Annotated in this window: 21 protein-coding genes, 1 rRNA gene and 1 riboswitch; of the genes, 19 read left to right on the forward strand and 3 right to left on the reverse strand. The window is 50.2% G+C overall.

The window, feature by feature from the left end:
* Positions 1-24 precede the first annotated feature (24 nt).
* The 13 genes from gspD to cysQ all read left to right on the forward strand — a co-directional run bounded on the left by gspD (position 25) and on the right by cysQ (position 11,898).
* Positions 25-2,034 (forward strand): type II secretion system secretin GspD, encoded by a 2,010-nt coding sequence (gene gspD / locus BIT28_RS03155; RefSeq protein ID WP_075762187.1) that lies wholly within the window; start codon positions 25-27, stop codon positions 2,032-2,034.
* On the forward strand, positions 2,034-3,536 hold the full coding sequence (gspE, locus tag BIT28_RS03160) for a type II secretion system ATPase GspE (RefSeq protein ID WP_075762188.1): 1,503 nt from the start codon (positions 2,034-2,036) through the stop codon (positions 3,534-3,536). Before gspD ends, gspE begins: the two co-directional genes overlap by 1 nt.
* A 3-nt stretch (positions 3,537-3,539) precedes the next feature.
* Positions 3,540-4,760: a type II secretion system inner membrane protein GspF gene (gene gspF / locus BIT28_RS03165; RefSeq protein ID WP_075762189.1), complete on the forward strand. Its 1,221-nt coding sequence runs from the start codon at positions 3,540-3,542 to the stop codon at positions 4,758-4,760.
* Between the two features lie 24 nt (positions 4,761-4,784).
* A complete protein-coding gene (gspG, locus tag BIT28_RS03170) occupies positions 4,785-5,219 on the forward strand; it encodes a type II secretion system major pseudopilin GspG (protein ID WP_075762190.1) in 435 nt (144 codons plus the stop codon).
* 27 nt (positions 5,220-5,246) lie between these two features.
* Positions 5,247-5,837: a type II secretion system minor pseudopilin GspH gene (gspH, locus tag BIT28_RS03175; RefSeq protein WP_075762191.1), complete on the forward strand. Its 591-nt coding sequence runs from the start codon at positions 5,247-5,249 to the stop codon at positions 5,835-5,837.
* Positions 5,834-6,196 carry a type II secretion system minor pseudopilin GspI gene (gene gspI / locus BIT28_RS03180; protein WP_075762192.1) on the forward strand — a complete coding sequence of 121 codons (363 nt, stop codon included), beginning with the start codon at positions 5,834-5,836 and terminating at the stop codon, positions 6,194-6,196. Before gspH ends, gspI begins: the two co-directional genes overlap by 4 nt.
* Positions 6,183-6,854 (forward strand): type II secretion system minor pseudopilin GspJ, encoded by a 672-nt coding sequence (gspJ, locus tag BIT28_RS03185; protein ID WP_075762193.1) that lies wholly within the window; start codon positions 6,183-6,185, stop codon positions 6,852-6,854. The genes gspI and gspJ overlap by 14 nt, the downstream gene beginning before the upstream one ends.
* The gene (gene gspK / locus BIT28_RS03190; RefSeq protein WP_075762194.1) at positions 6,854-7,861 is read left to right on the forward strand and encodes a type II secretion system minor pseudopilin GspK; all 1,008 of its coding nucleotides are present in this window, start codon (positions 6,854-6,856) and stop codon (positions 7,859-7,861) included. Before gspJ ends, gspK begins: the two co-directional genes overlap by 1 nt.
* Positions 7,830-9,113, forward strand: a complete 1,284-nt coding sequence (gene gspL, locus BIT28_RS03195; RefSeq protein ID WP_245823638.1) for a type II secretion system protein GspL — start codon at positions 7,830-7,832, stop codon at positions 9,111-9,113. Before gspK ends, gspL begins: the two co-directional genes overlap by 32 nt.
* On the forward strand, positions 9,110-9,586 hold the full coding sequence (locus tag BIT28_RS03200) for a type II secretion system protein M (RefSeq protein WP_075762196.1): 477 nt from the start codon (positions 9,110-9,112) through the stop codon (positions 9,584-9,586). The genes gspL and BIT28_RS03200 overlap by 4 nt, the downstream gene beginning before the upstream one ends.
* A gap of 2 nt (positions 9,587-9,588) precedes the next feature.
* On the forward strand, positions 9,589-10,347 hold the full coding sequence (locus tag BIT28_RS03205) for a type II secretion system protein N (RefSeq protein WP_075762197.1): 759 nt from the start codon (positions 9,589-9,591) through the stop codon (positions 10,345-10,347).
* Positions 10,348-10,503: 156 nt separating this feature from the next.
* The gene (gene nudE, locus BIT28_RS03210) at positions 10,504-11,055 is read left to right on the forward strand and encodes an ADP compounds hydrolase NudE (protein WP_075762212.1); all 552 of its coding nucleotides are present in this window, start codon (positions 10,504-10,506) and stop codon (positions 11,053-11,055) included.
* Between the two features lie 9 nt (positions 11,056-11,064).
* A complete protein-coding gene (cysQ, locus tag BIT28_RS03215) occupies positions 11,065-11,898 on the forward strand; it encodes a 3'(2'),5'-bisphosphate nucleotidase CysQ (RefSeq protein ID WP_075762198.1) in 834 nt (277 codons plus the stop codon).
* A 53-nt stretch (positions 11,899-11,951) separates the two neighbouring features.
* On the opposite strand, the gene sthA is transcribed toward cysQ, so the two are convergent.
* The gene (gene sthA / locus BIT28_RS03220) at positions 11,952-13,367 is read right to left on the reverse strand and encodes a Si-specific NAD(P)(+) transhydrogenase (RefSeq protein WP_075762199.1); all 1,416 of its coding nucleotides are present in this window, start codon (positions 13,365-13,367) and stop codon (positions 11,952-11,954) included.
* A gap of 324 nt (positions 13,368-13,691) precedes the next feature.
* On the opposite strand from sthA, the gene fabR reads away from it, so the two are divergent.
* Complete coding sequence (fabR, locus tag BIT28_RS03225; RefSeq protein WP_075762200.1) at positions 13,692-14,324, forward strand: HTH-type transcriptional repressor FabR; 633 nt, start codon at positions 13,692-13,694, stop codon at positions 14,322-14,324.
* Positions 14,325-14,347: 23 nt separating this feature from the next.
* Positions 14,348-14,716 carry a YijD family membrane protein gene (locus BIT28_RS03230; RefSeq protein WP_075762201.1) on the forward strand — a complete coding sequence of 123 codons (369 nt, stop codon included), beginning with the start codon at positions 14,348-14,350 and terminating at the stop codon, positions 14,714-14,716.
* Positions 14,717-14,804: 88 nt separating this feature from the next.
* On the opposite strand, the gene trmA is transcribed toward BIT28_RS03230, so the two are convergent.
* The gene (gene trmA, locus BIT28_RS03235; RefSeq protein ID WP_075762202.1) at positions 14,805-15,911 is read right to left on the reverse strand and encodes a tRNA (uridine(54)-C5)-methyltransferase TrmA; all 1,107 of its coding nucleotides are present in this window, start codon (positions 15,909-15,911) and stop codon (positions 14,805-14,807) included.
* 148 nt (positions 15,912-16,059) lie between these two features.
* A riboswitch (cobalamin riboswitch) is annotated at positions 16,060-16,284 on the forward strand.
* 40 nt (positions 16,285-16,324) lie between these two features.
* Between trmA and BIT28_RS03240 the strand changes: the two genes are divergently transcribed.
* The 3 genes from BIT28_RS03240 (at position 16,325) to murI (ending at position 19,710) form a co-directional block, all read left to right on the forward strand.
* A complete protein-coding gene (locus BIT28_RS03240) occupies positions 16,325-18,124 on the forward strand; it encodes a TonB-dependent receptor domain-containing protein (protein WP_075762203.1) in 1,800 nt (599 codons plus the stop codon).
* A 41-nt stretch (positions 18,125-18,165) separates the two neighbouring features.
* Positions 18,166-18,831 carry a Dph6-related ATP pyrophosphatase gene (locus tag BIT28_RS03245; protein ID WP_075762213.1) on the forward strand — a complete coding sequence of 222 codons (666 nt, stop codon included), beginning with the start codon at positions 18,166-18,168 and terminating at the stop codon, positions 18,829-18,831.
* Positions 18,832-18,918: 87 nt separating this feature from the next.
* Positions 18,919-19,710 carry a glutamate racemase gene (gene murI, locus BIT28_RS03250; RefSeq protein WP_075762204.1) on the forward strand — a complete coding sequence of 264 codons (792 nt, stop codon included), beginning with the start codon at positions 18,919-18,921 and terminating at the stop codon, positions 19,708-19,710.
* Here the strand turns inward: murI and BIT28_RS03255 are convergent.
* Positions 19,679-20,134: an RNA recognition motif domain-containing protein gene (locus BIT28_RS03255; protein ID WP_075762205.1), complete on the reverse strand. Its 456-nt coding sequence runs from the start codon at positions 20,132-20,134 to the stop codon at positions 19,679-19,681. The genes murI and BIT28_RS03255 overlap by 32 nt on opposite strands.
* Positions 20,135-20,598: 464 nt before the next feature.
* On the opposite strand from BIT28_RS03255, the gene BIT28_RS03260 reads away from it, so the two are divergent.
* Positions 20,599-20,666 (forward strand): 16S ribosomal RNA (locus tag BIT28_RS03260); the annotation flags it as partial.

Here is a 20,666-nt window from a genome sequence, read left to right on the forward strand (position 1 = left end):
CGCGACATAAAGCAGGAGTTTTTTGTGAAAAAATGGATGGGTAAACGCGCCCTGTTGCTGGCCGGGAGTTTGTTGTGCAGCTCCGCACTGGCAAATGACTTTAGTGCCAGCTTCAAAGGAACCGATATTCAGGAATTCATTAATATTGTTGGGCGCAATCTGCAGAAAACGATCATTGTTGACCCTGCTGTTCGTGGTCAGGTAAATGTTCGCAGTTATGATTTGCTGAATGACGAGCAGTATTATCAGTTTTTCCTCAATGTACTTGAAGTCTATGGTTTCGCCGTTGTCGAAATGGATAACGGGGTGCTGAAGGTCATTCGTGACAAGGATGCGAAGATTTCAGCCATCCCTGTGGTCGGCAGCAAAGATCAGATCAAGGGTGATCAGGTGGTCACTCGCGTCATTGCCGTTCGTAATGTCTCGGTCCGTGAGTTGTCTCCGCTGCTTCGCCAGCTTAATGACAATGCCGGTGCGGGTAACGTGGTGCACTATGACCCGGCCAATATCATTATGATCACCGGCCGTGCGGCAGTGGTAAATCGTCTGGCCGAAATCATCGAGCGTGTTGACCGTGCCGGTGACAAAGAGATTGACGTGGTTGAGTTAAATAACGCCTCGGCCGCGGAAATGGTGCGTATTGTTGATGCACTCAATAAGTCTGCTGATTCCAAGTCAACACCGCAGTTTTTGCAGCCGAAATTGGTCGCCGACGAGCGAACCAATGCGGTATTGCTATCGGGCGATCCTAAGGTGCGTAATCGCCTCAAACGCCTGATCCGCCAGCTCGACAAGGAGATGGCTACCTCGGGCAATAACCGGGTTGTGTACCTCAAGTATGCCAATGCCGAAGAAATGGTAGATGTGCTGAAAGGGGTGTCGGACAACCTGCAGGCCGAGAAGCAAGGCGGCAGCAAGAAAACCTCTGGTAGCAATGCCGAAGTGATGATCTCGGCCCACGTCGATACTAACTCCCTGATCCTGACTGCGCCGCCAGATATCATGCGTGCACTGGAGAATATCATTGCGCAGTTGGATATCCGTCGGGCACAGGTGCTGATTGAGGCGATGATTGTTGAGCTGGCTGAAGGTGACGGGGTTAACTTCGGTGTCCAGTGGGGCTCATTGGATGGCGGTGTGGTTCAGTTTGGTAACTCGGGTATCCCGATTTCACAGTTTGCGATTGGTTTGGAAGAAGCCAAGGATGTTCCAGGTTCAACCGTCATTGATTCGAATGGTAATACAACAGTAAACGAAGCAACTCAGGGTGACTATAGTACCCTGGGCAAAGTGCTGGGTGGCGTAAACGGTGCTGCATTGGGTATCGTGATGGGCGACTGGACCGCGCTGGTGAATGCCGTGGCCTCCGATCGCAATTCAAACATTTTGTCTTCGCCGAGCATTACGGTCATGGATAACGGCGAGGCATCCTTTATCGTCGGTGAGGAGGTACCGGTTGTAACCGGCTCGACCTCCAGTTCAAACAATGATAACCCGTTCCAGACCGTCGAGCGTAAGGAAGTCGGGATCAAGCTGAATGTGGTACCGCAGATCAACGAAGGTGACTCTGTCCAGCTGAAAATCGAGCAGGAAGTGTCCAACGTCCTTGGTGCCGAAGGCGCGGTTGACGTGCGTTTCTCCAAGCGCCAGCTAACCACTTCTGTATTGGTACAGGATGGCCAGATGATTGCGCTGGGCGGCCTGATCCAGGAGCAGGTGGACGAAAGCGAACAGAAAATTCCACTATTGGGCGACATCCCTATTCTCGGCCACCTGTTTAAGTCGACTAATACCACCAAGGCCAAAACCAACCTGATGGTATTTATCAAGCCGACTATTATTCGCGATGGTGTTACCGCGGATGGTATTACCCAGCGGAAATACAACTACATTCGTGCCGAACAGCTCTATCGTGCCGATAAAGGTCTGCGCCTGATGCCTGATACCCAGACGCCGGTACTGCCGAAGTACGGTGAAGATATTTCACTGCCGCCGGAAGTGCGTGCCTTCGTTGCCCAGTTGGAGACGAAGTAATGGATGCTGATAATCCGGTGACGGCACTTCAGCCTTTATTCCGGTTGCCATTTTCCTTTGCCAAGCGCCACCGGGTGGTGCTGGAGTCAGACGAGCAGGACTGGATTCTGTTCTACAGTGGCCAACTGACGGCACCGGTACTGGCGGAAGTCCGCCGGGTTGCCGGTGGGGCGTTTATTCCGCAGGCGCTCAGCGACAAAGAGTTCGAGCTTAAGCTGACGGATGCCTATCAGCGGGACTCGTCTGAAGCCCGTCAGTTGATGGAGGATCTGGGCTCTGACAGTGATGACTTCTTCTCGCTGGCTGAAGAGCTGCCGGAAACCGAAGATTTGCTTGAATCCGAAGACGATGCCCCGATCATCAAGTTGATCAATGCGATGCTGGCAGAGGCGATTAAAGAAGCGGCGTCGGATATTCATATCGAGACCTTTGAGAAAGTGCTGTCTATCCGCTTTCGGGTTGACGGCGTGCTACGCGAAGTACTGCAGCCGAGCCGTAAGTTGGCCCCGTTGTTAGTTTCGCGGATTAAGGTTATGGCTAGGCTCGATATTGCCGAGAAACGGGTCCCGCAGGATGGCCGTATCTCGCTGCGTATCGGTGGCCGGGCCGTCGATGTACGTGTTTCGACAATGCCGTCGTCACACGGCGAGCGGGTGGTGTTGCGTCTGCTTGACAAGAATGCAACCCGACTTGATCTGCATAGCTTGGGGATGACCCCGGGCAACCATAAAAACTTCCAGCATATTATCCAGCGTCCGCACGGGATCATTTTGGTTACCGGCCCGACAGGTTCGGGTAAGTCGACCACCCTGTATGCCGGTTTGCAGGAGCTTAACGGCCAGGAGCGTAATATCCTCACCGTTGAAGATCCGATTGAATTTGATATTGACGGTATCGGCCAGACTCAGGTTAACGCCAAGGTGGATATGACTTTTGCCCGTGGCCTGAGGGCGATTTTGCGTCAGGACCCGGATGTCGTTATGGTCGGGGAAATCCGAGATCTGGAGACGGCCTCGATTGCCGTGCAGGCCTCGCTGACCGGTCACATGGTACTGTCTACCCTGCACACCAATACCGCTGTCGGTGCCATTACCCGTTTGCGGGATATGGGGATTGAGCCATTTCTGGTGTCATCCTCTTTGCTGGGTGTTCTGGCTCAGCGTCTGGTACGGACACTGTGTAAAAGCTGTAGAGAGCCTTATGAAGCGGATGCCGAGCAGAAGAAGCTGTTTGGTCTGTCCGAGTTTGAGCCTCTGACGCTATACCGTGCGGCTGGCTGTGAAGCCTGTAACAACAAAGGCTATCGGGGACGAACCGGTATTCATGAGCTGTTGTTGATTGATGACAACGTGCAGGAACTGATCCACGCCGAAGTCGGTGAGCTGGCGATTGAAAAAGCCATTCGGGCACATACGCCAAGTATTCGTGATGACGGTCTGGCAAAAGTGAAGGCAGGTGTCACCACCCTTGAAGAAGTGATGCGAGTCACCAGGGAGGGGTAACAGATGGCTGCGTTTGAATATAAGGCGCTTGATAGTAAGGGACGGCAGAAAAAAGGCGTACTGGAGGGTGATACAGCTCGACAGGTGCGCCAGCAACTGCGAGAGCAGGGGCTGATCCCGATTGATGTCGCCCAGACCCATGAGCGGGAAAAGAAGAAAGCCAGTGGTGGCTTCCAGCTACGCCGTGGGATCAGTACTACCGAGTTGTCACTGATCACTCGTCAGCTGGCGACCTTGGTGCAGGCCTCGATGCCGCTGGAAGAATGTCTCAAGGCGGTTGCCGAACAGAGTGAAAAGCCGCGCTTGAAGAACATGCTGCTGGCGGTTCGCTCACGGGTTGTCGAGGGTTATACCCTGTCAGACAGCATGGCTGAATATCCGCATATCTTTGATCAGCTGTTTCGCGCCATGGTGGCTGCCGGTGAAAAATCCGGCCACCTTGATACGGTATTGAACCGCTTGGCGGACTATACCGAAAACCGCCAGCAGATGCGGAGCAAGCTGCAGCAGGCAATGATTTATCCGACCATGCTCACCTTGGTTGCCGTATCCGTTGTTGCCTTTTTGCTGGCAACCGTGGTACCCAAGATCGTAGATCAGTTTGTCCAGATGGGTCAGCAGTTGCCGACGATCACCGAGGTGTTGCTGGCGGCCAGTAATTTCGTCCAGAACTGGGGGCTGGTTGTCCTGATCGCGATTGTCAGCATGATTATGCTGCTCAAGGCGGCACTGAGGAAACCGGATTTTCGCCTGCGCTGGGACCGCTGGGTAATGGGGTTGCCCGTGATTGGCAAGGTTGCCCGCGGCCTGAATACCTCGCGTTTTGCCCGTACCCTGTCTATTTGTACATCCAGTGCGATCCCGCTGCTTGACGGCATGAAAGTCGCTTCGGATGTGATGACCAATACCTGGGTCAACAAGCAGGTGCTTGAAGCGGCCGACAAGGTCCGCGAAGGTGCAAGCCTGCGTGTTTCCCTCGAACAAACCAAGCTCTTTCCGCCAATGATGCTGCACATGATTGCCAGTGGCGAGCGCAGTGGTGAGCTAGAGCAGATGTTAACCCGGGCTGCCGATAACCAGGATCGTGACTTTGAGTCTCTGGTGAATATGGCGCTGGGGATTTTTGAACCCTTACTAATCGTCGCCATGGCCGGCATCGTGATGTTTATCGTGATTGCTACCCTGATGCCGATTATTGCTTTGAACAACATGGTTGGTATGTAGTTTTTTCCTTTGGAGGTCTTTTCAATGCAACGCAAACAACGCGGCTTTACGCTGCTGGAAGTGATGGTAGTTATTGTTATCTTGGGGGTGCTGGCCAGCTTGGTTGTTCCGAATCTGTTAGGTAACAAAGAGAAAGCCGATCAGCAGAAAGTGGTTACTGACATCAGTGCGCTGGAGCAGGCGCTGGATATGTACAAACTGGATAACAGTGTGTACCCGAATACCGATCAGGGTCTGGATGCGCTGGTGACCAAGCCGTCGTCAAGCCCGGAACCTCGTAACTACCGTGATGGTGGTTATATCAAACGTCTGCCGAAAGATCCGTGGGGCAACGAGTACAACTACGTGATGCCGGGCGAAAATGGCGCTGTGGATATCTTCAGCCTGGGTGCTGACGGTCAGGACGGTGGCGAAGGCGTGAATACCGATATCGGTAACTGGAACATGCTGGACTTCTAACCGCTGAGTGAGTCAGAGACGAATTAAATGAAGAAACGTGCAGCAGGTTTTACCTTAATTGAAATTCTACTGGTGCTGGTATTGCTTGCAACCAGTGCGGTGGCGGTGATTGTTACATTGCCGGAGAGTCAGGAAGACAAGGTAAAAGAAGAGGCTGCACGTTTTCATCATTTGGTCCAGCTATTGGGTGAGGACGCCCTGCTTAATGGCATCGACTATGGTGTCCGGATCGAACGAAATCGTTATCAGTTTCTTCAGCTAACCAGTCAGGACTGGCAACCGATACAGGAGTCCCGCTTTTTCACCGAGGTTGAAATGGACGAGGACATTAAGCTGATAGTCGACATTGGCGGCTATTCCTGGCAGGACAAGGATCGCTTGTTCAAACCGGGTTCGCTGTTCGACGAAGACTTGTTTGCTGAGCAAACTGACAAGAAGAAAATTAAGCCGCCGCAAGTGGTTGTGATGGCCAGCGGCGAATACACCCCTTTTAGCCTTGAGTTCGAGGTTGACGGGGAAAATCAGTTCTGGCGGGTTCAGGCTGACGAGCTGGGGCAGCTGTTTTTGCTGGCTCCCGGGGAAACAGCAGAAAGCCAGACAGAAAGGACGACGCGATGAACAAGGGAAATCGCGGCATGACCCTGCTGGAAGTGCTGGTCGCACTGGCTGTGTTTGCCACAGCGGCACTAAGCGTGATGAAAGCCGTCAGTCAGCACCTCAACACATTGGGCTACCTGGAAGAGAAAACTTTCGCCGCCATGGTTGCCGATAACGAGCTGACGAAAATGCGTCTGTCCGGCCAGATCCCAAATACAGAGAAAAAGGGCAAATCAGAGCTGGCCGGTCGCGAGTGGTACTGGTCAATTAAAAGTACCAAGACGGCCGATGGCTTTCTGCGGGCATTGGATGTAACGGTTGCCACCGATAAGGCAAGAAAACAGTCGGTCGTGACACTGAGAACTTATGTTGAAAATTAACCGACAAAAAACCTCTGGGGTACCGAAAAAGGTGCGGCAGCAAGGCTTCACGTTGCTGGAGGTACTGGTCGCCATTGCCGTTTTCGCGATGCTGAGCTTATCGGCCTATCAGGTCATGAGCGGGGTTCAGACCAGTGATCAGCAATCCCGGGAGCACAATGCCCGGTTGCAGGAAATTCAGCGTGCCATGGTCATGATGGATAATGATTTTCGTCAGGTTGTTGCCAGAAAAACGCGAAACCAGGGGGAAAAGGCCAGCGACAAGCTGCTGCTTACTGGCGAGTACCTGCTTGACTCGTCGAGTCACGGCATCATGTTCACCCGCACTGGCTGGCAAAACCCTCAGCAGATGTTTCCCCGGGGAGAGAATGTCCGGGTTGGGTACCGCATTATCGAAGATACCCTTGAGCGGGTCTGGTTTCGTTATCCGGATACTGTGGTCGGTAGCGAGCCGCTGACTCGTCAGGTACTGGCGGGCGTGACCAAGCTGTCTTTTCGCTTCTACAGCAATAAAAAGTGGCAGGAGGCATGGAGTGAGGGAGGTACCCTGCCTGAAGGCATTATGGTGCAGATGACGCTGGAAGACTTTGGTGAGATTGAACGGGTCTATATGCTGCCGATCTCTGCACTGAGTGCCGACGATAAGGAGAGCAGTTGATGAAACAGCAAAAAGGGGTTGCTCTGATTGTTGTTCTGATGCTGCTGGCCCTGATGACCTTGCTGGCAGCTCAGATGAGCGAGCGTTTGCAGCTTAACTTCTACCGGGTAGAAAACCAGGTACAGAACCAGCAGGCCTATTGGTATGCGCTGGGTATGGAAGAGCTTGGCAAGGTGGCGATTCAGCAGGGTATTGATGACAGCGATACGGTGAACCTCAGTCAGGCCTGGGCCACGCAGGGCCAGCGCTACCCGCTTGATGGCGGTGAGGCTATCGGTGATATCGTCGACAGGCAGGCTTGCTTCAATCTCAATGCCTTGTCCGGATTACCGCTGGAGGCGGATCGCACCAAGAAGCCATTTTTGGTTCGTGCCCTGCAGTCTGTCTTGGAAGAGGCGGGTGTCGAAAACTATGACGCCGAAGTGATTGCAGATTCGAGTTGGGAATTTGTCGATCCGGCGGAGGCGATTAATTCAGCCTTTGGGGCTGGTGACAGTACTTATGAAGGCTTTCAGCCTCCGTATTTGCCGCCTAGCGATTTTATGGCCGACGTTAGCGAGTTTCGGGCCGTTAACGGCGTGAGTGCTCAGATATATCGCAAAGTGAAACCGCTGTTGTGTGCCATTCCGACAACCGACATGAAGATTAATGTCAATACGCTCTATGAGCACCAGGCTGCCTTGCTGGTTGGCCTGTTTGCGCCGGAGCTGTCTTTATCGGATGCCCAAAAACTGATCGCCGATCGTCCTTATGATGGCTGGCAGGACACCAATGCTTTTATGGCCGAGGCCACGATTGCCCGCCTGGGAGGCGAGGTGAAGAAACAAGCCAAAGAATATTTGGTCGTGAGCAGTGATTATTTTCAACTGGATACAGAAATTCTGGTCAATAGATCCAGGGTTAGATTAGTGGCCTTACTTAAACGTGATGGTCAAGAAAAGGTGACTGTGATACGTCGCCGTTATGGAGGAATCAGTGAGCGAATTTCTGACGATAAGGCTAAGTAGCCGGCCGGAACAGCCGGTGCAATGGCTGGTCTGGTCGCCACAGCAGAAAGAAGTGATTGCATCCGGTCAGCTGACTGATCTCGGGCAGTTAAACGAACTGACAGAATATGCAGCCCAGCGCCAGGTATTTGCACTGATCCCGGCTGGTGATGTGCTGTTGACCGAAGTGGCAATCCCTACCGGAAGTGGGCGGCAGCTAGCCTCTGTACTGCCATACCTGCTGGAAGAAGAGTTGGCCCAGGATGTCGACGCATTGCATGTTCACCTGCTGAAACGCGAAGGTGATACCGCCCATGTTGCGGTGGTTGAGCACCGTAAGGTTCAGGCATGGCTAAGCGCCTTGAATGGTGCTGGCATAGAAGTAAAAAAATTACTGCCGGATTGCCTGTGCTTGCCTTTGTTTAGTGACAGCTACAGTGCAGCCGAGCTGGAAGGCCAGTGGTTGATCCGCCAGTCGGAAAACTTGGGAGTATGTGCCGAGGCACCGTGGCTCGATGCTTGGCTGCTTGCCCAGAAAATGCCGATTGCAGCGACTGATCCGCTTGGTGAGGATAGTGACTCTCGAACCGCGGAAGACGCTGTTGCCGGTCAGGAAGCAGACACTGTGCAGCCTTTGCTTATTCGTCACTATACACCGGCACCGGCAAAGGTGTCGGGCAAGTGGCAGGCTGAAACGCCAGAGCTGGTGATGCAGCTGTTGGCACTGGGCGCAGAAGCGAGCAAGGTTAATTTGCTTTCAGGCGCATACAAACAGCAACCAGCGTGGCGAAAGTATCTCAAGCCATGGCGTAAAGTTGCGATTGCTGCTGGCTTGGTATTGGTGGCTCTTGTTGGTGAACATATCGTTTCGGTCCAGCGGATGGAAGCCCAGGCCGCGGTCTACAAGGCCGAGAGTGAGCGTATCTTCCGCCAGGTATTGCCGCAATACAAACGTATACCGTCTCAGAGTTACCTCAAGCGGCAGATGAACAGTGAACTGGCTCGTCTGGGAGGAGCCGGCAGCGAAGAAGGACTGCTGCGTTGGTTGGCTCAGCTCAAACCGGCACTCAGCAAAATCCCTCAGCTGAGTGTGCAAAATTTGAAATATGATCAGAACCGTGCCGAATTGCGCTTTCAGGCAAGCTCTGCTGAATTCCAGCATTTTGAGCAGCTACGTACGTTACTGGCTGAAAAATTCGAGGTGCAACAAGGCCAGCTTAACAAGGAAGGCAATCAGGTGACCGGTTCGGTGGTACTAAGGAGAAAATCATGAATGCATGGTGGAAGGCCTTAAGTGCCCGAGAACAGCGCTTGGTGCTCGGTGGTGGCGGGGCCTTAATTATTGCAGTGCTCTACTGGGGCCTGTGGCAGCCATTGGCCAACCGTGCCGAGATGGCCGAGCGACGGTTGCAGACCGAACGTCAGCTACTGAGCTGGGTGTCGACGAAAGCCGATGAGATCACAACGCTTCGTGGCCAGTCGGGCTCTACGGGGGCGATCAGCAATAAAGGGCTTAACCAGGTGGTTAATGAAACTACACGTCGATTTCGAGTCGAACTTATTCGCATGCAGCCCCGAAGCGAAGCCGTTCAGGTGTGGGTTAAGCCGTTGCCGTTTAATACATTGGTTAACTGGCTGGCTTTTCTCAAGGAAGAACATGGGATTGATGCCCAGTTCCTGGACGTTTCAAAAGCAGATAGCGCCGGTATGGTAGAAGTGGGTCGTTTACAGCTGGGCCGAGGATAGTAGTGAAGTATAAGTTAGGGTTAGGTGTCACCTTTGGCGCCGTGTTAATGACGAGCCTGGTTGCTCATGTGCCTGCCAGTTGGGTCTGGCAGCAGGTTCCGCCAGTCAGAGGCCTGAATATTTCAGGTCTTAGCGGAACACCATGGCAGGGAATGGCAACACAGGTTCAGTGGCAGGGAAAAAATTATGGCCGCTTGCAGTGGGATATGGCCCCGCTGTCCCTGCTCTCTGGCAAAGCCGTATTTAATGTTCGCTTTGGTCAGGGAAGTGACATGAATATTAATGGCCGTGGCATTGTCGGTTACAGTGCCAACGGACCATTTGCTGAGAACTTGCTGGTCTCAATGCCCGCCCAGCAGGTCATGAAGTTTGCTCGGGTATCGCTTCCTGTTACCGTTGCAGGCAATCTGGAGCTGACATTGCGGGATTATCAGTATCAGGCACCTTACTGTTCTGTTTTGAAAGGCTCACTGGCGTGGACGGCGGGTAATGTCAGCTCACCGATGGGAGGCCTGAACCCTGGTCCGGTGATAGCTGATCTCAACTGTGAGCAAGGCAAGGTTGCAGCTGATTTAGCGCAGTCATCAGCTGATGTATCGAGTGAGTGGCAGGCCGTGCTGGCAACCGATCACCGTTATACCTTGAACGGCTGGTTTAAGCCCGGGGCTGAATTTCCTGCTCAGCTTAGTCAGCAGCTTAAATGGTTGGGTAATCCGGATCCTAAGGGCCGCTACAAAATTAGCTATAATGGGCGCCTTTAATAGTTGAGTAATTCACTCAACTTAACGCTTTCCCCAAAATTTACTTTATTTCGCCTGGCTATTGCCCTTAAATAGCTAATACCCTGTGGCAGATGATCCGCTTGTACAAGCTTGGTATCAGTCGGGGGGGCTAAGATGATGATACAGGACAACGGCATGGCTGCGGACAAGAACAAACCTGAAATACTGGCAACGAAAGTGGTTGCCCAATCCCGACTCTTCAAAGTTGAGTCGCTTGATTTGCGTTTTTCTAATGGCGTCGAGCGTACCTATGAGCGAATGAAACCCAGCGGGCGGCATGCCGTCCTGGTCGTTCCTGTGACCGCCAAAGGTGATTTACTGTTGATCAGGGAGTATTCAGCAGGGACAGAGCAATATGAGCTAGGCTTCCCCAAAGGGCTCATTGACCCGGGTGAAGAGGCGGCAGAGGCAGCGAACCGCGAGCTGAAAGAAGAAATCGGCTTCGGGGCCCGCCAGTTGGTTCCGCTGAAAGAGGTGGTATTGGCTCCGTCCTATTTTTCCAGCCGGATGACGCTGTTTCTGGCTCAGGACCTTTACCCTGAGCAGTTAGAAGGTGACGAGCCGGAGCCGCTGGAAATTGTTCGCTGGCCTGTGAGTCAGGCTGAAGAGCTGCTGCATCATCTCGATTTTGCTGAAGCCCGCAGTATTACTGCGCTTTTTCTCGCATTAAACCATTTATCCCAGTAGGAACGAGTTATGGATTTATCGAACCTATTACCTTCAGTGGTCGAGATTGCCCGAGCTTCCGGGCAGGTGATCCTCGATATTTATCAGCGTGGTCAGTTTGAAAAGCAGATCAAAACGGACAATACCCCGGTAACCAGTGCGGATCTGGCGGCGCATAAGCTGGTGGTCGAAAAGCTGGCGGAGCTGACGCCGGATATTCCTGTCCTTTCTGAGGAAGATGCGGAAATCCCGCTGGTCGAGCGAAGCCAATGGCAGCGTTATTGGCTGGTGGATCCGCTGGACGGTACCCAGGAATTCATTGCGGGCAGTGGTGATTTTGCAACTATCATTGCCCTGGTCGAAAATAACACCCCGGTGATGGGGGTTGTCTATGCGCCGGTATCTGGTGTGGCCTATTATGCCTATCATGGCAAGGGAGCATGGAAGGTGACGGCTGAAGGTGAAACAGTCCGTATCTCTACCCATAAACATGAGCTGCCTGCTCAGTCTATCGCCGTGGCAATCAGCCGTCGCCAGGATATCAGTGCCATCACCAATCGTCTCGATCCTTCCCTGAACTATGACTTGGTCCCATTGGGCTCAGCGGCGCTTAAGTCATGCCTGGTGGCTGAAGGCGCGGTCGATTGTTACTTACGCCTGGGTCCGACCGGGGAGTGGGATACCGCCGCAACGCAATGTATTGTCGAAGAAGCGGGTGGGCGTATTTTGAATACCCATTTGACCCCGTTGTCCTACAACGAGCGAGATACGCTGGAGAACCCGAATTTTATCACTTTGGGTGATGAGACATTGCCGTGGTCGACTATCCTGACGCCAGACAATCGGCTGATGGACAGTCAGTAGTATTTTGTTGAGATGAAAAAACGGAGCCTCGGCTCCGTTTTTGTGTTTAGGGATTAAAATAACCGGTTTAGTCCGTTGAGAGCCGCCACACGGTAGGCTTCTGCCATGGTCGGATAGTTGAAGGTCGTGTTGACGAAATAGTCGATGGTGTTGCCTTCACCTTTTTGTTCCATGATGGCTTGTCCGATATGAATGATCTCTGCCGCACGCTCACCGAAGCAGTGGATCCCCAGGATCTCTTTGGTTTCGCGGTGAAACAGAATCTTCAGGCTGCCGACCTCGGTACCGGCTATTTGCGCTCGGGCCAGATGCTTGAACTGCGAGCGCCCGACTTCATAAGGTACCTTTTCAGCTGTTAGCTCTTGTTCGGTTTTACCGACAGAACTGATTTCAGGGATGGTGTAAATTCCCGTAGGAATATGGTCGATCAGCTGACCTTGCGCTTCTCCGTTGGAAATTGCCTGTGCGACGAAGCGTCCCTGATCATAGGCCGCACTGGCCAGACTCGGGTAGCCAATCACATCACCGACGGCATAGACGTGCTCAACGTCGGTTCGGTAGTTCTGGTTTACCTTGAGTTGGCCGCGAGAATCCGGCGTGAGTCCGACTTTGCTCAAGGCGAGGCGGTCGGTATTGCCGGTCCGGCCGTTGGCATACAATAGGCAATCAGCCCGCATTTTCTTGCCGGATTGCAGATGAAGGATCACCCCGTCTTCGGTCCCTTCGATGCGCTCGTAGGTTTCGCCGTTGCGGATCATCGCCCCGCTGTTCCATAAGTGATAGGACAGCGAGTCGGAGATTTCATTGTCGAGAAACTCCAGCAACCGGTCACGGGTATTGATCAAATCGACTTTGACGCCGAGTCCCCTGAAGATTGAGGCATACTCACTACCGATGACACCGGCACCATAGATGATGATATGGCGGGGGTCGTGCTTGAGCTGCAAAATGGAGTCGCTGTCGTAGACCCGGGAATGGCTGAAGTCGACATCTGCGGGTTGATAGGGGCGAGAGCCTGTTGCAATCACGAATTTGTCGGCACTGTAAAATTCATGGCTGCCGTCCGCCGTTTTGACTTTTACTGTGTGGGTATCTGTAAAGCTCGCCTCGCCAAAAATAATGGAGCATTGGTTACGGTCATAAAACCCCTGGCGCATTCGGGTCTGCTTGTTGACGACATCTTGGGCGTGGCCGAGGATCTGGCTGAAGGTGCTGTGCAGGGTGGAGTTGTTTTTGCAGTAGAGCGGGTTCTGATTATATTCGATGATCCGGCTGACGGCATGACGTAAGGCTTTTGAAGGTATGGTACCCCAGTGCGTACAGCCGCCGCCAACGCTATCTTCCCGTTCAATGATAGCCACATTGAAGCCTGCCTTGGTGAGCCCCATTGCTGCCCCTTCACCGCCGGGGCCACTGCCAATGATAATGGCGTCAAAGTGCTGGGCATTCTTTTTTTTTGATTGGGTCATTGTTCAGGCCTTTCTTATCATCCGTGCAACATTGCTGTCGCTATAGTTTAACTTTTTCCGGAAGTAGGTAGAATAAACGGGTGGTGATAGATAGGTAATGATCACGTTGTCGGGGCATAAACGCGGTGAAAACGAGACGTAGCCTGCCCGTGAAGTAAGCCTGCGACTTTGTGAGCCAGTAGTGAAAAGTAACAATTACTGCTTTGATTCAGCTCTTATCAGGAATTACTATGTTCTGATTGCTGCGAAAAAGCGATTCTCGCTGAAGTAGCTATCAAAAAAGCGTATAGTTGCACAAAAAGCTTAAAGAGAAACAACAGGTTCATGGGTATCAGAGCTCAGCAAAAAGAAAAAACCCGGCGTTCACTTATTGATGCTGCATTTAATCAGCTAAGTGCAGAACGAAGCTTTTCGAATCTTAGCTTGCGCGAAGTGGCGCGAGAGGCAGGTATTGCCCCCACTTCTTTTTATCGCCATTTTAAAGATATGGATGAGCTTGGTTTGACAATGGTTGACGAGGGAGGTTTGATCCTTCGTCAGTTGATGCGTCAGGCTCGTCAGCGCATTGCCGAAGAAGGCAGTGTGATCCGAACCTCTGTCGAAACTTTTATGGAATTTATTGAAAGTAGCCCGAACGTGTTTAGGTTACTTTTACGCGAACGTTCAGGAACTTCCCCCGCGTTTCGTGCGGCTGTTGCTCGGGAGATACAGCACTTTGTGGCTGAGTTGACCGAGTATCTCGAGGCCAAAACCGGCGTTACTCATGACGAAGCCTTCACTCAGGCTGAGGCATCTGTAACGCTGGTATTCAGCTCCGGTGCGGAAGCGCTGGATTTGGATAGCCATGCTCGTGCCGAGCATGCTGAAAGACTGATCATGCAGTTACGAATGATTGCAAAGGGTGCCTATTGGTATCGTAAAGAGCGTGAGCGTCGTGAGCTCAGGCAGAAACTCTAACTTTATTTTGTTGGTGAAAGTATATGAACAAGGAACAAGTAAAAGCTGAACGTAAAACATTGCTTCTATCTTTGTTAGCAGGCCTGTGTGGTAATGCTACGTTAGCAGTACTCACGTCTGGCGCGGTGTCGTTTTCAGTTTTCCCTGTTATTGCATTCGGTCTGGCAGTGTACTGCCTGTATCAGGAATACCTGAGCAAGCCGATGTCTGAAGGTACACCGTCGGTTGCCTTTGCCTGCTTCCTGGCGGGTGCATTTGGTTATTCTGGTTTCCTACGTTCATTCGTACCAGATATGGGTTCTAGCTACCTACCGCTGATTATCACTCTGGGCCTGTTGTTCTGGGTGGTTTACAAGCTGGGTGTGATGTCACCAAGACCGAAAGAGGCATAATCTTAAGGGTTTTGCTTACGAAAAAAGGCGCCGAGGCGCCTTTTTTAATGCCTGCTTCCCGGCTCAATAGGGCGAGAAGAAAGAGTGGTTATTTGCGTTCAAGCAAGACACCCGCTTCCATATGGTGGGTATATGGGAATTGGTCGAACAGGGCAAATCGGGTAATTCGGTGCGTTTCTGACAGGATGTTTAAGTTGTCTTTCAGCGTATCCGGGTTGCACGAAATGTACATGATGCGGTCATAGCCTTGTACCATGCGGCAGGTACCTTCATCCATTCCCGAACGCGGTGGATCAACAAAGATAGTGTTGCAGTTATAGCTCTGCAAATCGATGTCCTGATCTTTCAGGCGGCGAAACTCTCGCTTGCCTTCCATTGCATCGGTAAAGTCTTCGGCAGACATACGGATGATCTGTACGTTATCGATGTTGTTAACCGCAATATTGTATTGGGCAGAGTCTACTGATGGCTTGGCGAGCTCCGTGGCCAACACGCGCTCGAAGTTTTGTGCCAGTGCCAGCGAGAAGTTACCGTTGCCGCAATACAGCTCCAGCAGATCACCCTCACTGTCCTGGGTACAGTCAACGGCCCATTCCAGCATCTTTTGCGCCACTTCACCGTTAGGCTGGGTAAAGCTGTTTTCGACTTGCTTGTAGGTCAGGGTACGCTCGTTAACCTTCAGCTTTTCAATCACGAAGTCCTGATCCAGTACGACTTTTTGCTTGCGGGCCCGGCCAATGAAGTTGAGGTTGAAGCCTTCGTCATTCAGGCGCTGCTTCAATGCTTTGGCTTCGGTCTCCCACTGATCGTCTAGCTGACGGTGATATAGCATAGAAACCAGAATTTCGCCGCTAAGGGTTGAGAGGAAGTCAACTTGGAATAGTTTATGGCGCAACGCCTTGACAGGCTTAAGGGCATCAACCAGCAATGGCATTAAATCATTGATCAGGCGGCTGGCAGCAGGAAACTGATCGACGCGGTATTTTTCGCGAGTTTCCTGGTTGAACATGATGTAGAACAGGTCTTCGCCTTCGTGCCAAACACGGAACTCGGCACGCATGCGGTAATGTTCTGCAGGAGAGGCGAACACCTCAAGCTCAGGGGTTTCAAAATCTGCAAAGATATTTTGAATACGCTCTGCTTTTTCATCTAGCTGGGGTTGATACTCAGCTGGATTGATTGCGGTGGATGCCATCTTGTGTGCCTCAAACTGCTCAAATTAAGAGCGCAGATTTTATTGCATTGCTGACCGATGTCCAGTGTTGTTGCTGATAAAAGTGTCGTGGGAAACGATTCGTCATATGCCATAACAAACAAAACTAGACATTCTTCAAAATGATAACTAGCATTCGTTTTGCGCTGGTTAGCCTGAAAACAGGCCGGGAACACGGTGGGAATCCGTGACTGACGCGCAGCGGTGATAGAGAACGAAAGCACATGGACGTAAGTTCCGAACACTGCTTCTGCATGCTGTGCAATACAGCTATTGGAAGTGGGAAGTTGTTGCCCTAGGTGGTTGTCCAACCAAGCTCTTAAGTCCGAAGACCAACCAGTGTACCAAGCAGACTATCTGCTTCGTAATAAACGCGACTTAAGGTATCCATAAAAATGAAAAAAACGCTTTTAGCAGTGGCGTTGGCCCCGCTGTGTCTTCAAAGTCAGGCTTTTGCAGAAGAAAGTTCATCAGATGAAGTCATGGTTGTGACGGCCAACCGTTTTGAGCAGCCAGCAGGAAATGTGTTGGCTTCAATTGATGTTGTTACCAGAGAACAGATCCAGCAAGTTCAAGCCAAGTCCCTCGTTGAGGTCATTCGTTATTTGCCTGGGGTGCAAGTTGACATGAGTGGTGGTCGTGGACAGAAGACCTCGGTATTTATCCGTGGTACGGAAAGTTCGCACACGCTAGTGCTTTTGGACGGAGTACGTATTAATTCTGCAACAGCTGGCGGTTATGATTTTTCGGGTATTCCGGCTGCAGTGATTGAACGAGTTGAATTGATTCGCGGCCCTCGAGCGGCAATTTATGGTGCCGATGCAATTGGTGGTGTAATCAATATCATAACGGAGCCAGAACACTATGATACCCAACATGAGCTATTAGCTGGTGTAGGTGGAGATGGTTATTATCAGGGGGCATGGCGCTCTGTTGGGGAAATCAACGATAAAACTGTTGGTCAAGTAACCATAAATACTGAGTATACAGATGGTTATAACATCAAAGCAGGCAGCTCAGTTGATAGCGGAGATGAGTATGGTTATAAAACGAAGGATTTGGTTGCTAGGTTGAGCCATCAGTTTAGTGATGTGTTGGGTGCTAACTTTAGTGCGCTTTATAATGACGGTTATTCTCAGTATGACTCTTTTGGGTCTTTAAATCGTACAGAACAGGATGTATATCAACTGACTGCTGAAGGTGTTTATTCTTCAGAGCTTTTGCATAGTAGCTTGCGCTTTAGCAAATATAAGAATGATGCCACGAGCTTTCCTGAATCATCGCCAGCATCGATAAGTCAGTTTGTAACCAAACGAGAAAGCTTTAACTGGTTGAATACGTTTGAACCTGTTTCTGGATGGGTTTTAAGTGCAGGCCTTGACTATGAAAATGAATCTGTTGATGGCACAACGAACTATACGGATGATTCAAGAATAAATAAGGCCGCTTTTGTCACAACTACAGCACAAGTGAAAGCTTTTATTCTTGATGCAAGTGTTCGTCATGATGATAACGAAAGTTATGGCAATAATAATACTTGGTCACTTGCGTTAGGGTGGCAGCTTACAGACGATATGCGCATTTTTGGTAGCCATGGTACCGCGTTTAAGGCACCAACATTTAATGACCTGTACTACCCAGGCAGCGGTAACCCTAACTTGAAGCCTCAAGAATCCAAATCAAGTGAGGTTGGAGTTCAGGGGAATCATGAACTAGTATCTTGGCGAGTGAGTTTCTATGACTCTGAAGTGGATAACATGATTATTTATTATCCACCGACATGGATTCCTGAGAATGTAGATGCTGATATTAAGGGTGTGGAATTTGATGCTCAGTTTGAAACAGGCATCATTTCCCACGAATTGAGCCTCGGCTATGCAGATCCTAAAGATTCGAAAGGCCTGCAACTGGCTCGCCGGGCTAAAGAGACGGCAAGTTGGAAAGGCAGTTACTTTGGTGATGATTGGGACTCTACATTAGGCTTGCGATATCAAGGTGAGCGTTATTCTGATCCTAGTAATTTGGAGCACTTACCAGGTTATGTTGTTTGGGAGTTAGCTGCTAATTACTCAGTGACAGAGCAATGGAAGGTTTCAGGCCGTATCGATAACTTGTTTGATAAAGATTATTCGACAGGTAAAGATTATAAGGCTCAGGATCGTATCTGGTATTTGCAGACTACTTATCAATTCTAATCATATGGAGAGAGGTTGCGCAGATGCAGCCTCTCTATTTAATGAAACCTCTAAAAACTATTGTTAGCTGGTCCTCCGGCAAGGATTCAACCCTCACCCTGATTAAGCTACTCAATAACCCCAAGTTTGAGGTTGTTGGTTTATATACCACCTACCTTGAGAATGAAGTGCCCTTTCAGGCGACACCGATCGACGTTGTCAGGCGGCAGGCACAGCTTGCTGGTTTGCCGTTAGTTGCTATCGAGTTGCCTGAAGTCTTTCCCGCCAACAACATATACCAATCTTTGGTTGTTGAGGGATTACGGACAAGTGGACTAGAGATAGAAGCCGTTGCTTTTGGTGATATGTTCTGCAACGGTATTGCCGAGTACCGTAGAAGCTATATTGAACCGGCAGGCTGGCAATGTGTCTTTCCATTACTAGGCCGTGATAGTAAAGAGCTGGCTCAGGAAATACTAGATAGTGGTATCAATACCTTGATAACAACAGTCGATACTTCCCAACTAGATGGTAGCTATTGTGGTAACTGGTATACGGCTGAGTTTATTGCCAGTTTGCCAGATAATATTGACCCCTGTGGTGAAGACGGAGAGTTTCATACGTTAGTTGTGAGAGCCCCTTGTTTTTCGGGGGAGTTAGCGATTAGCAAAACGGACTGTGAAAGACAGGAAAGATTCCACTATCAACGATACTTTCTTTTGAACTAATCATTCTCTTTCAACGGGTATTTTTTATCTGCAGCAGTTCGAAGTATGATGAGTGCCCTGATGTCAATTTTCGGTGAGTAGTAAACAGTGAAACGGGTGCTTATATTTGATTCTGGTGTGGGTGGATTGTCGGTTTACCAGGAGATCTATGCCCAGCTACCCGGCTTTCAGTATATTTATGCTTTCGATGACGCCGCGTTTCCATATGGTGAGCTACTTGAGAGTGTATTAATCGAGCGCACTCTGCATATAGTGTCCCTTTTGGTTGAGCGTCATTCGATTGATTTAGTTGTCATTGCCTGCAATACCGCCAGTACAGTTGTACTGCCGTCACTCCGCAAGAACTTAACGATTCCGGTTGTCGGGGTTGTTCCTGCTATTAAACCCGCAGCGCTTATCAGTAAGCAAAAAGCAATTGGTCTGCTGGCAACACCAGCTACCGTAAAGCGCGACTATACTAATAAGTTGGTGGAACAGTTTGCCAGTGATTGTGAGGTTTTTCGTATTGGGTCAACCAGGCTTGTCGAAATGGCTGAAGAGAAACTGCGTGGTAAGGCTGTATCAATCACGGAATTGGCAGAGATCCTCCATCCTTGGCAGGATAAAGTAGATAGCATCGTGCTTGGTTGCACTCATTTTCCGCTAATCAAACAAGAAATCGCAGTCGCTTTTGGTTCGCCAGTGCATATCATTGATTCCGGCCTTGCGATTGCAAATCGAGTGAAAGCATTGCTAGGTGAACAGGCAACAGCCTCTTCTGCTTCAATTTTGAATCTTACATACAACAGTGCCGCGAACAATCATGTCGCGGCACTGAATCGTAGTTTGCAAGAAATGCAGTTGGAGGCTATTCAGTCTCTGTGCTATCCGAAGATTTAGGTTCGTTGGCTTCTCGTACTTTCAGAGTGCGCTGTCCATACTCTTTGTTGTTGAGTTGATCAATGGCGGTATCGGCATCATTACTGTTCATCACCACAAAACCAAACCCGCGACGTTTACCTGTACGCTTATCTTTCATAAGGCGTACAGCAAATACTTCACCATGTTCGGCAAACAGTTTTTTCACTTCATTCTCATTGGCACGATAGGGCAGGTTGCCGACATAGAGGGTTTTGCTGCTTTGAGAAGCATCTGAGTTATTGATTGATGGTTGAGTGTTTTCTAGATGATTAATGGCTACAACAGCCGTAATGACACCTAAAGCAAAGGAGATACCGGGAGAAAAAGGAAGAAAGCTAAAAACTAAAGCCCCGATAATGGCGATAGCGCCTATTGCTATCATGGTTTGTTTGGAAAATTTCATATTCAAAGCTACATCGTCATAAATATTATAAGAGAAGGCGTTATTGGTTATTTTAACAACAGAGTCACATCGATATTACTTTCATTGACTTGGAATTGCTAGTTAGTGAATGTGACGATCCTCTAATGTTGAAATTAGAGGCTTTTACATCACATTAGTTGAAATATTCGTCAGGCGGTGATTTTTTTGCAAAAAACACTTGTCAGAGCGATCGAAGTCTCTATAATGCCGCCTCACCGACACGGAGCACGGCAACTTAAGCCAGCACCGAATCGGATTTGTTCTTTAACAATTTGACCATGCAATCTGTGTGGGCACTCGTGAAATGATTAGTCAAAAGATTTATCAATGAAACTGAGTGACCAATACAAAATAGCTTACGTTATTTTGGCACAGTCAATTCTTACTTAGAAATAAGTAATTATCAGTATTCATTGAGCCGGTTCTTAGAACCAACAAAACTTTAATTGAAGAGTTTGATCATGGCTCAGATTGAACGCTGGCGGCAGGCCTAACACATGCAAGTCGAGCG

This window comes from Photobacterium proteolyticum (assembly GCF_001939735.1).
Lineage (GTDB): Bacteria > Pseudomonadota > Gammaproteobacteria > Enterobacterales > Vibrionaceae > Photobacterium > Photobacterium proteolyticum.

Coding starts and splice junctions, on each gene's coding strand:
- gspE (WP_075762188.1), top strand. CDS start 2,034: ATGGATGCTGATAATCCGGTGACGGCACTTCAGCCTTTATTCCGGTTG.
- gspF (WP_075762189.1), top strand. CDS start 3,540: ATGGCTGCGTTTGAATATAAGGCGCTTGATAGTAAGGGACGGCAGAAA.
- gspG (WP_075762190.1), top strand. CDS start 4,785: ATGCAACGCAAACAACGCGGCTTTACGCTGCTGGAAGTGATGGTAGTT.
- gspH (WP_075762191.1), top strand. CDS start 5,247: ATGAAGAAACGTGCAGCAGGTTTTACCTTAATTGAAATTCTACTGGTG.
- gspI (WP_075762192.1), top strand. CDS start 5,834: ATGAACAAGGGAAATCGCGGCATGACCCTGCTGGAAGTGCTGGTCGCA.
- gspJ (WP_075762193.1), top strand. CDS start 6,183: ATGTTGAAAATTAACCGACAAAAAACCTCTGGGGTACCGAAAAAGGTG.
- gspK (WP_075762194.1), top strand. CDS start 6,854: ATGAAACAGCAAAAAGGGGTTGCTCTGATTGTTGTTCTGATGCTGCTG.
- BIT28_RS03200 (WP_075762196.1), top strand. CDS start 9,110: ATGAATGCATGGTGGAAGGCCTTAAGTGCCCGAGAACAGCGCTTGGTG.
- nudE (WP_075762212.1), top strand. CDS start 10,504: ATGGCTGCGGACAAGAACAAACCTGAAATACTGGCAACGAAAGTGGTT.
- cysQ (WP_075762198.1), top strand. CDS start 11,065: ATGGATTTATCGAACCTATTACCTTCAGTGGTCGAGATTGCCCGAGCT.
- sthA (WP_075762199.1), bottom strand. CDS start 13,367: ATGACCCAATCAAAAAAAAAGAATGCCCAGCACTTTGACGCCATTATC.
- fabR (WP_075762200.1), top strand. CDS start 13,692: ATGGGTATCAGAGCTCAGCAAAAAGAAAAAACCCGGCGTTCACTTATT.
- BIT28_RS03230 (WP_075762201.1), top strand. CDS start 14,348: ATGAACAAGGAACAAGTAAAAGCTGAACGTAAAACATTGCTTCTATCT.
- trmA (WP_075762202.1), bottom strand. CDS start 15,911: ATGGCATCCACCGCAATCAATCCAGCTGAGTATCAACCCCAGCTAGAT.
- BIT28_RS03240 (WP_075762203.1), top strand. CDS start 16,325: ATGAAAAAAACGCTTTTAGCAGTGGCGTTGGCCCCGCTGTGTCTTCAA.
- BIT28_RS03245 (WP_075762213.1), top strand. CDS start 18,166: ATGAAACCTCTAAAAACTATTGTTAGCTGGTCCTCCGGCAAGGATTCA.
- BIT28_RS03255 (WP_075762205.1), bottom strand. CDS start 20,134: ATGAAATTTTCCAAACAAACCATGATAGCAATAGGCGCTATCGCCATT.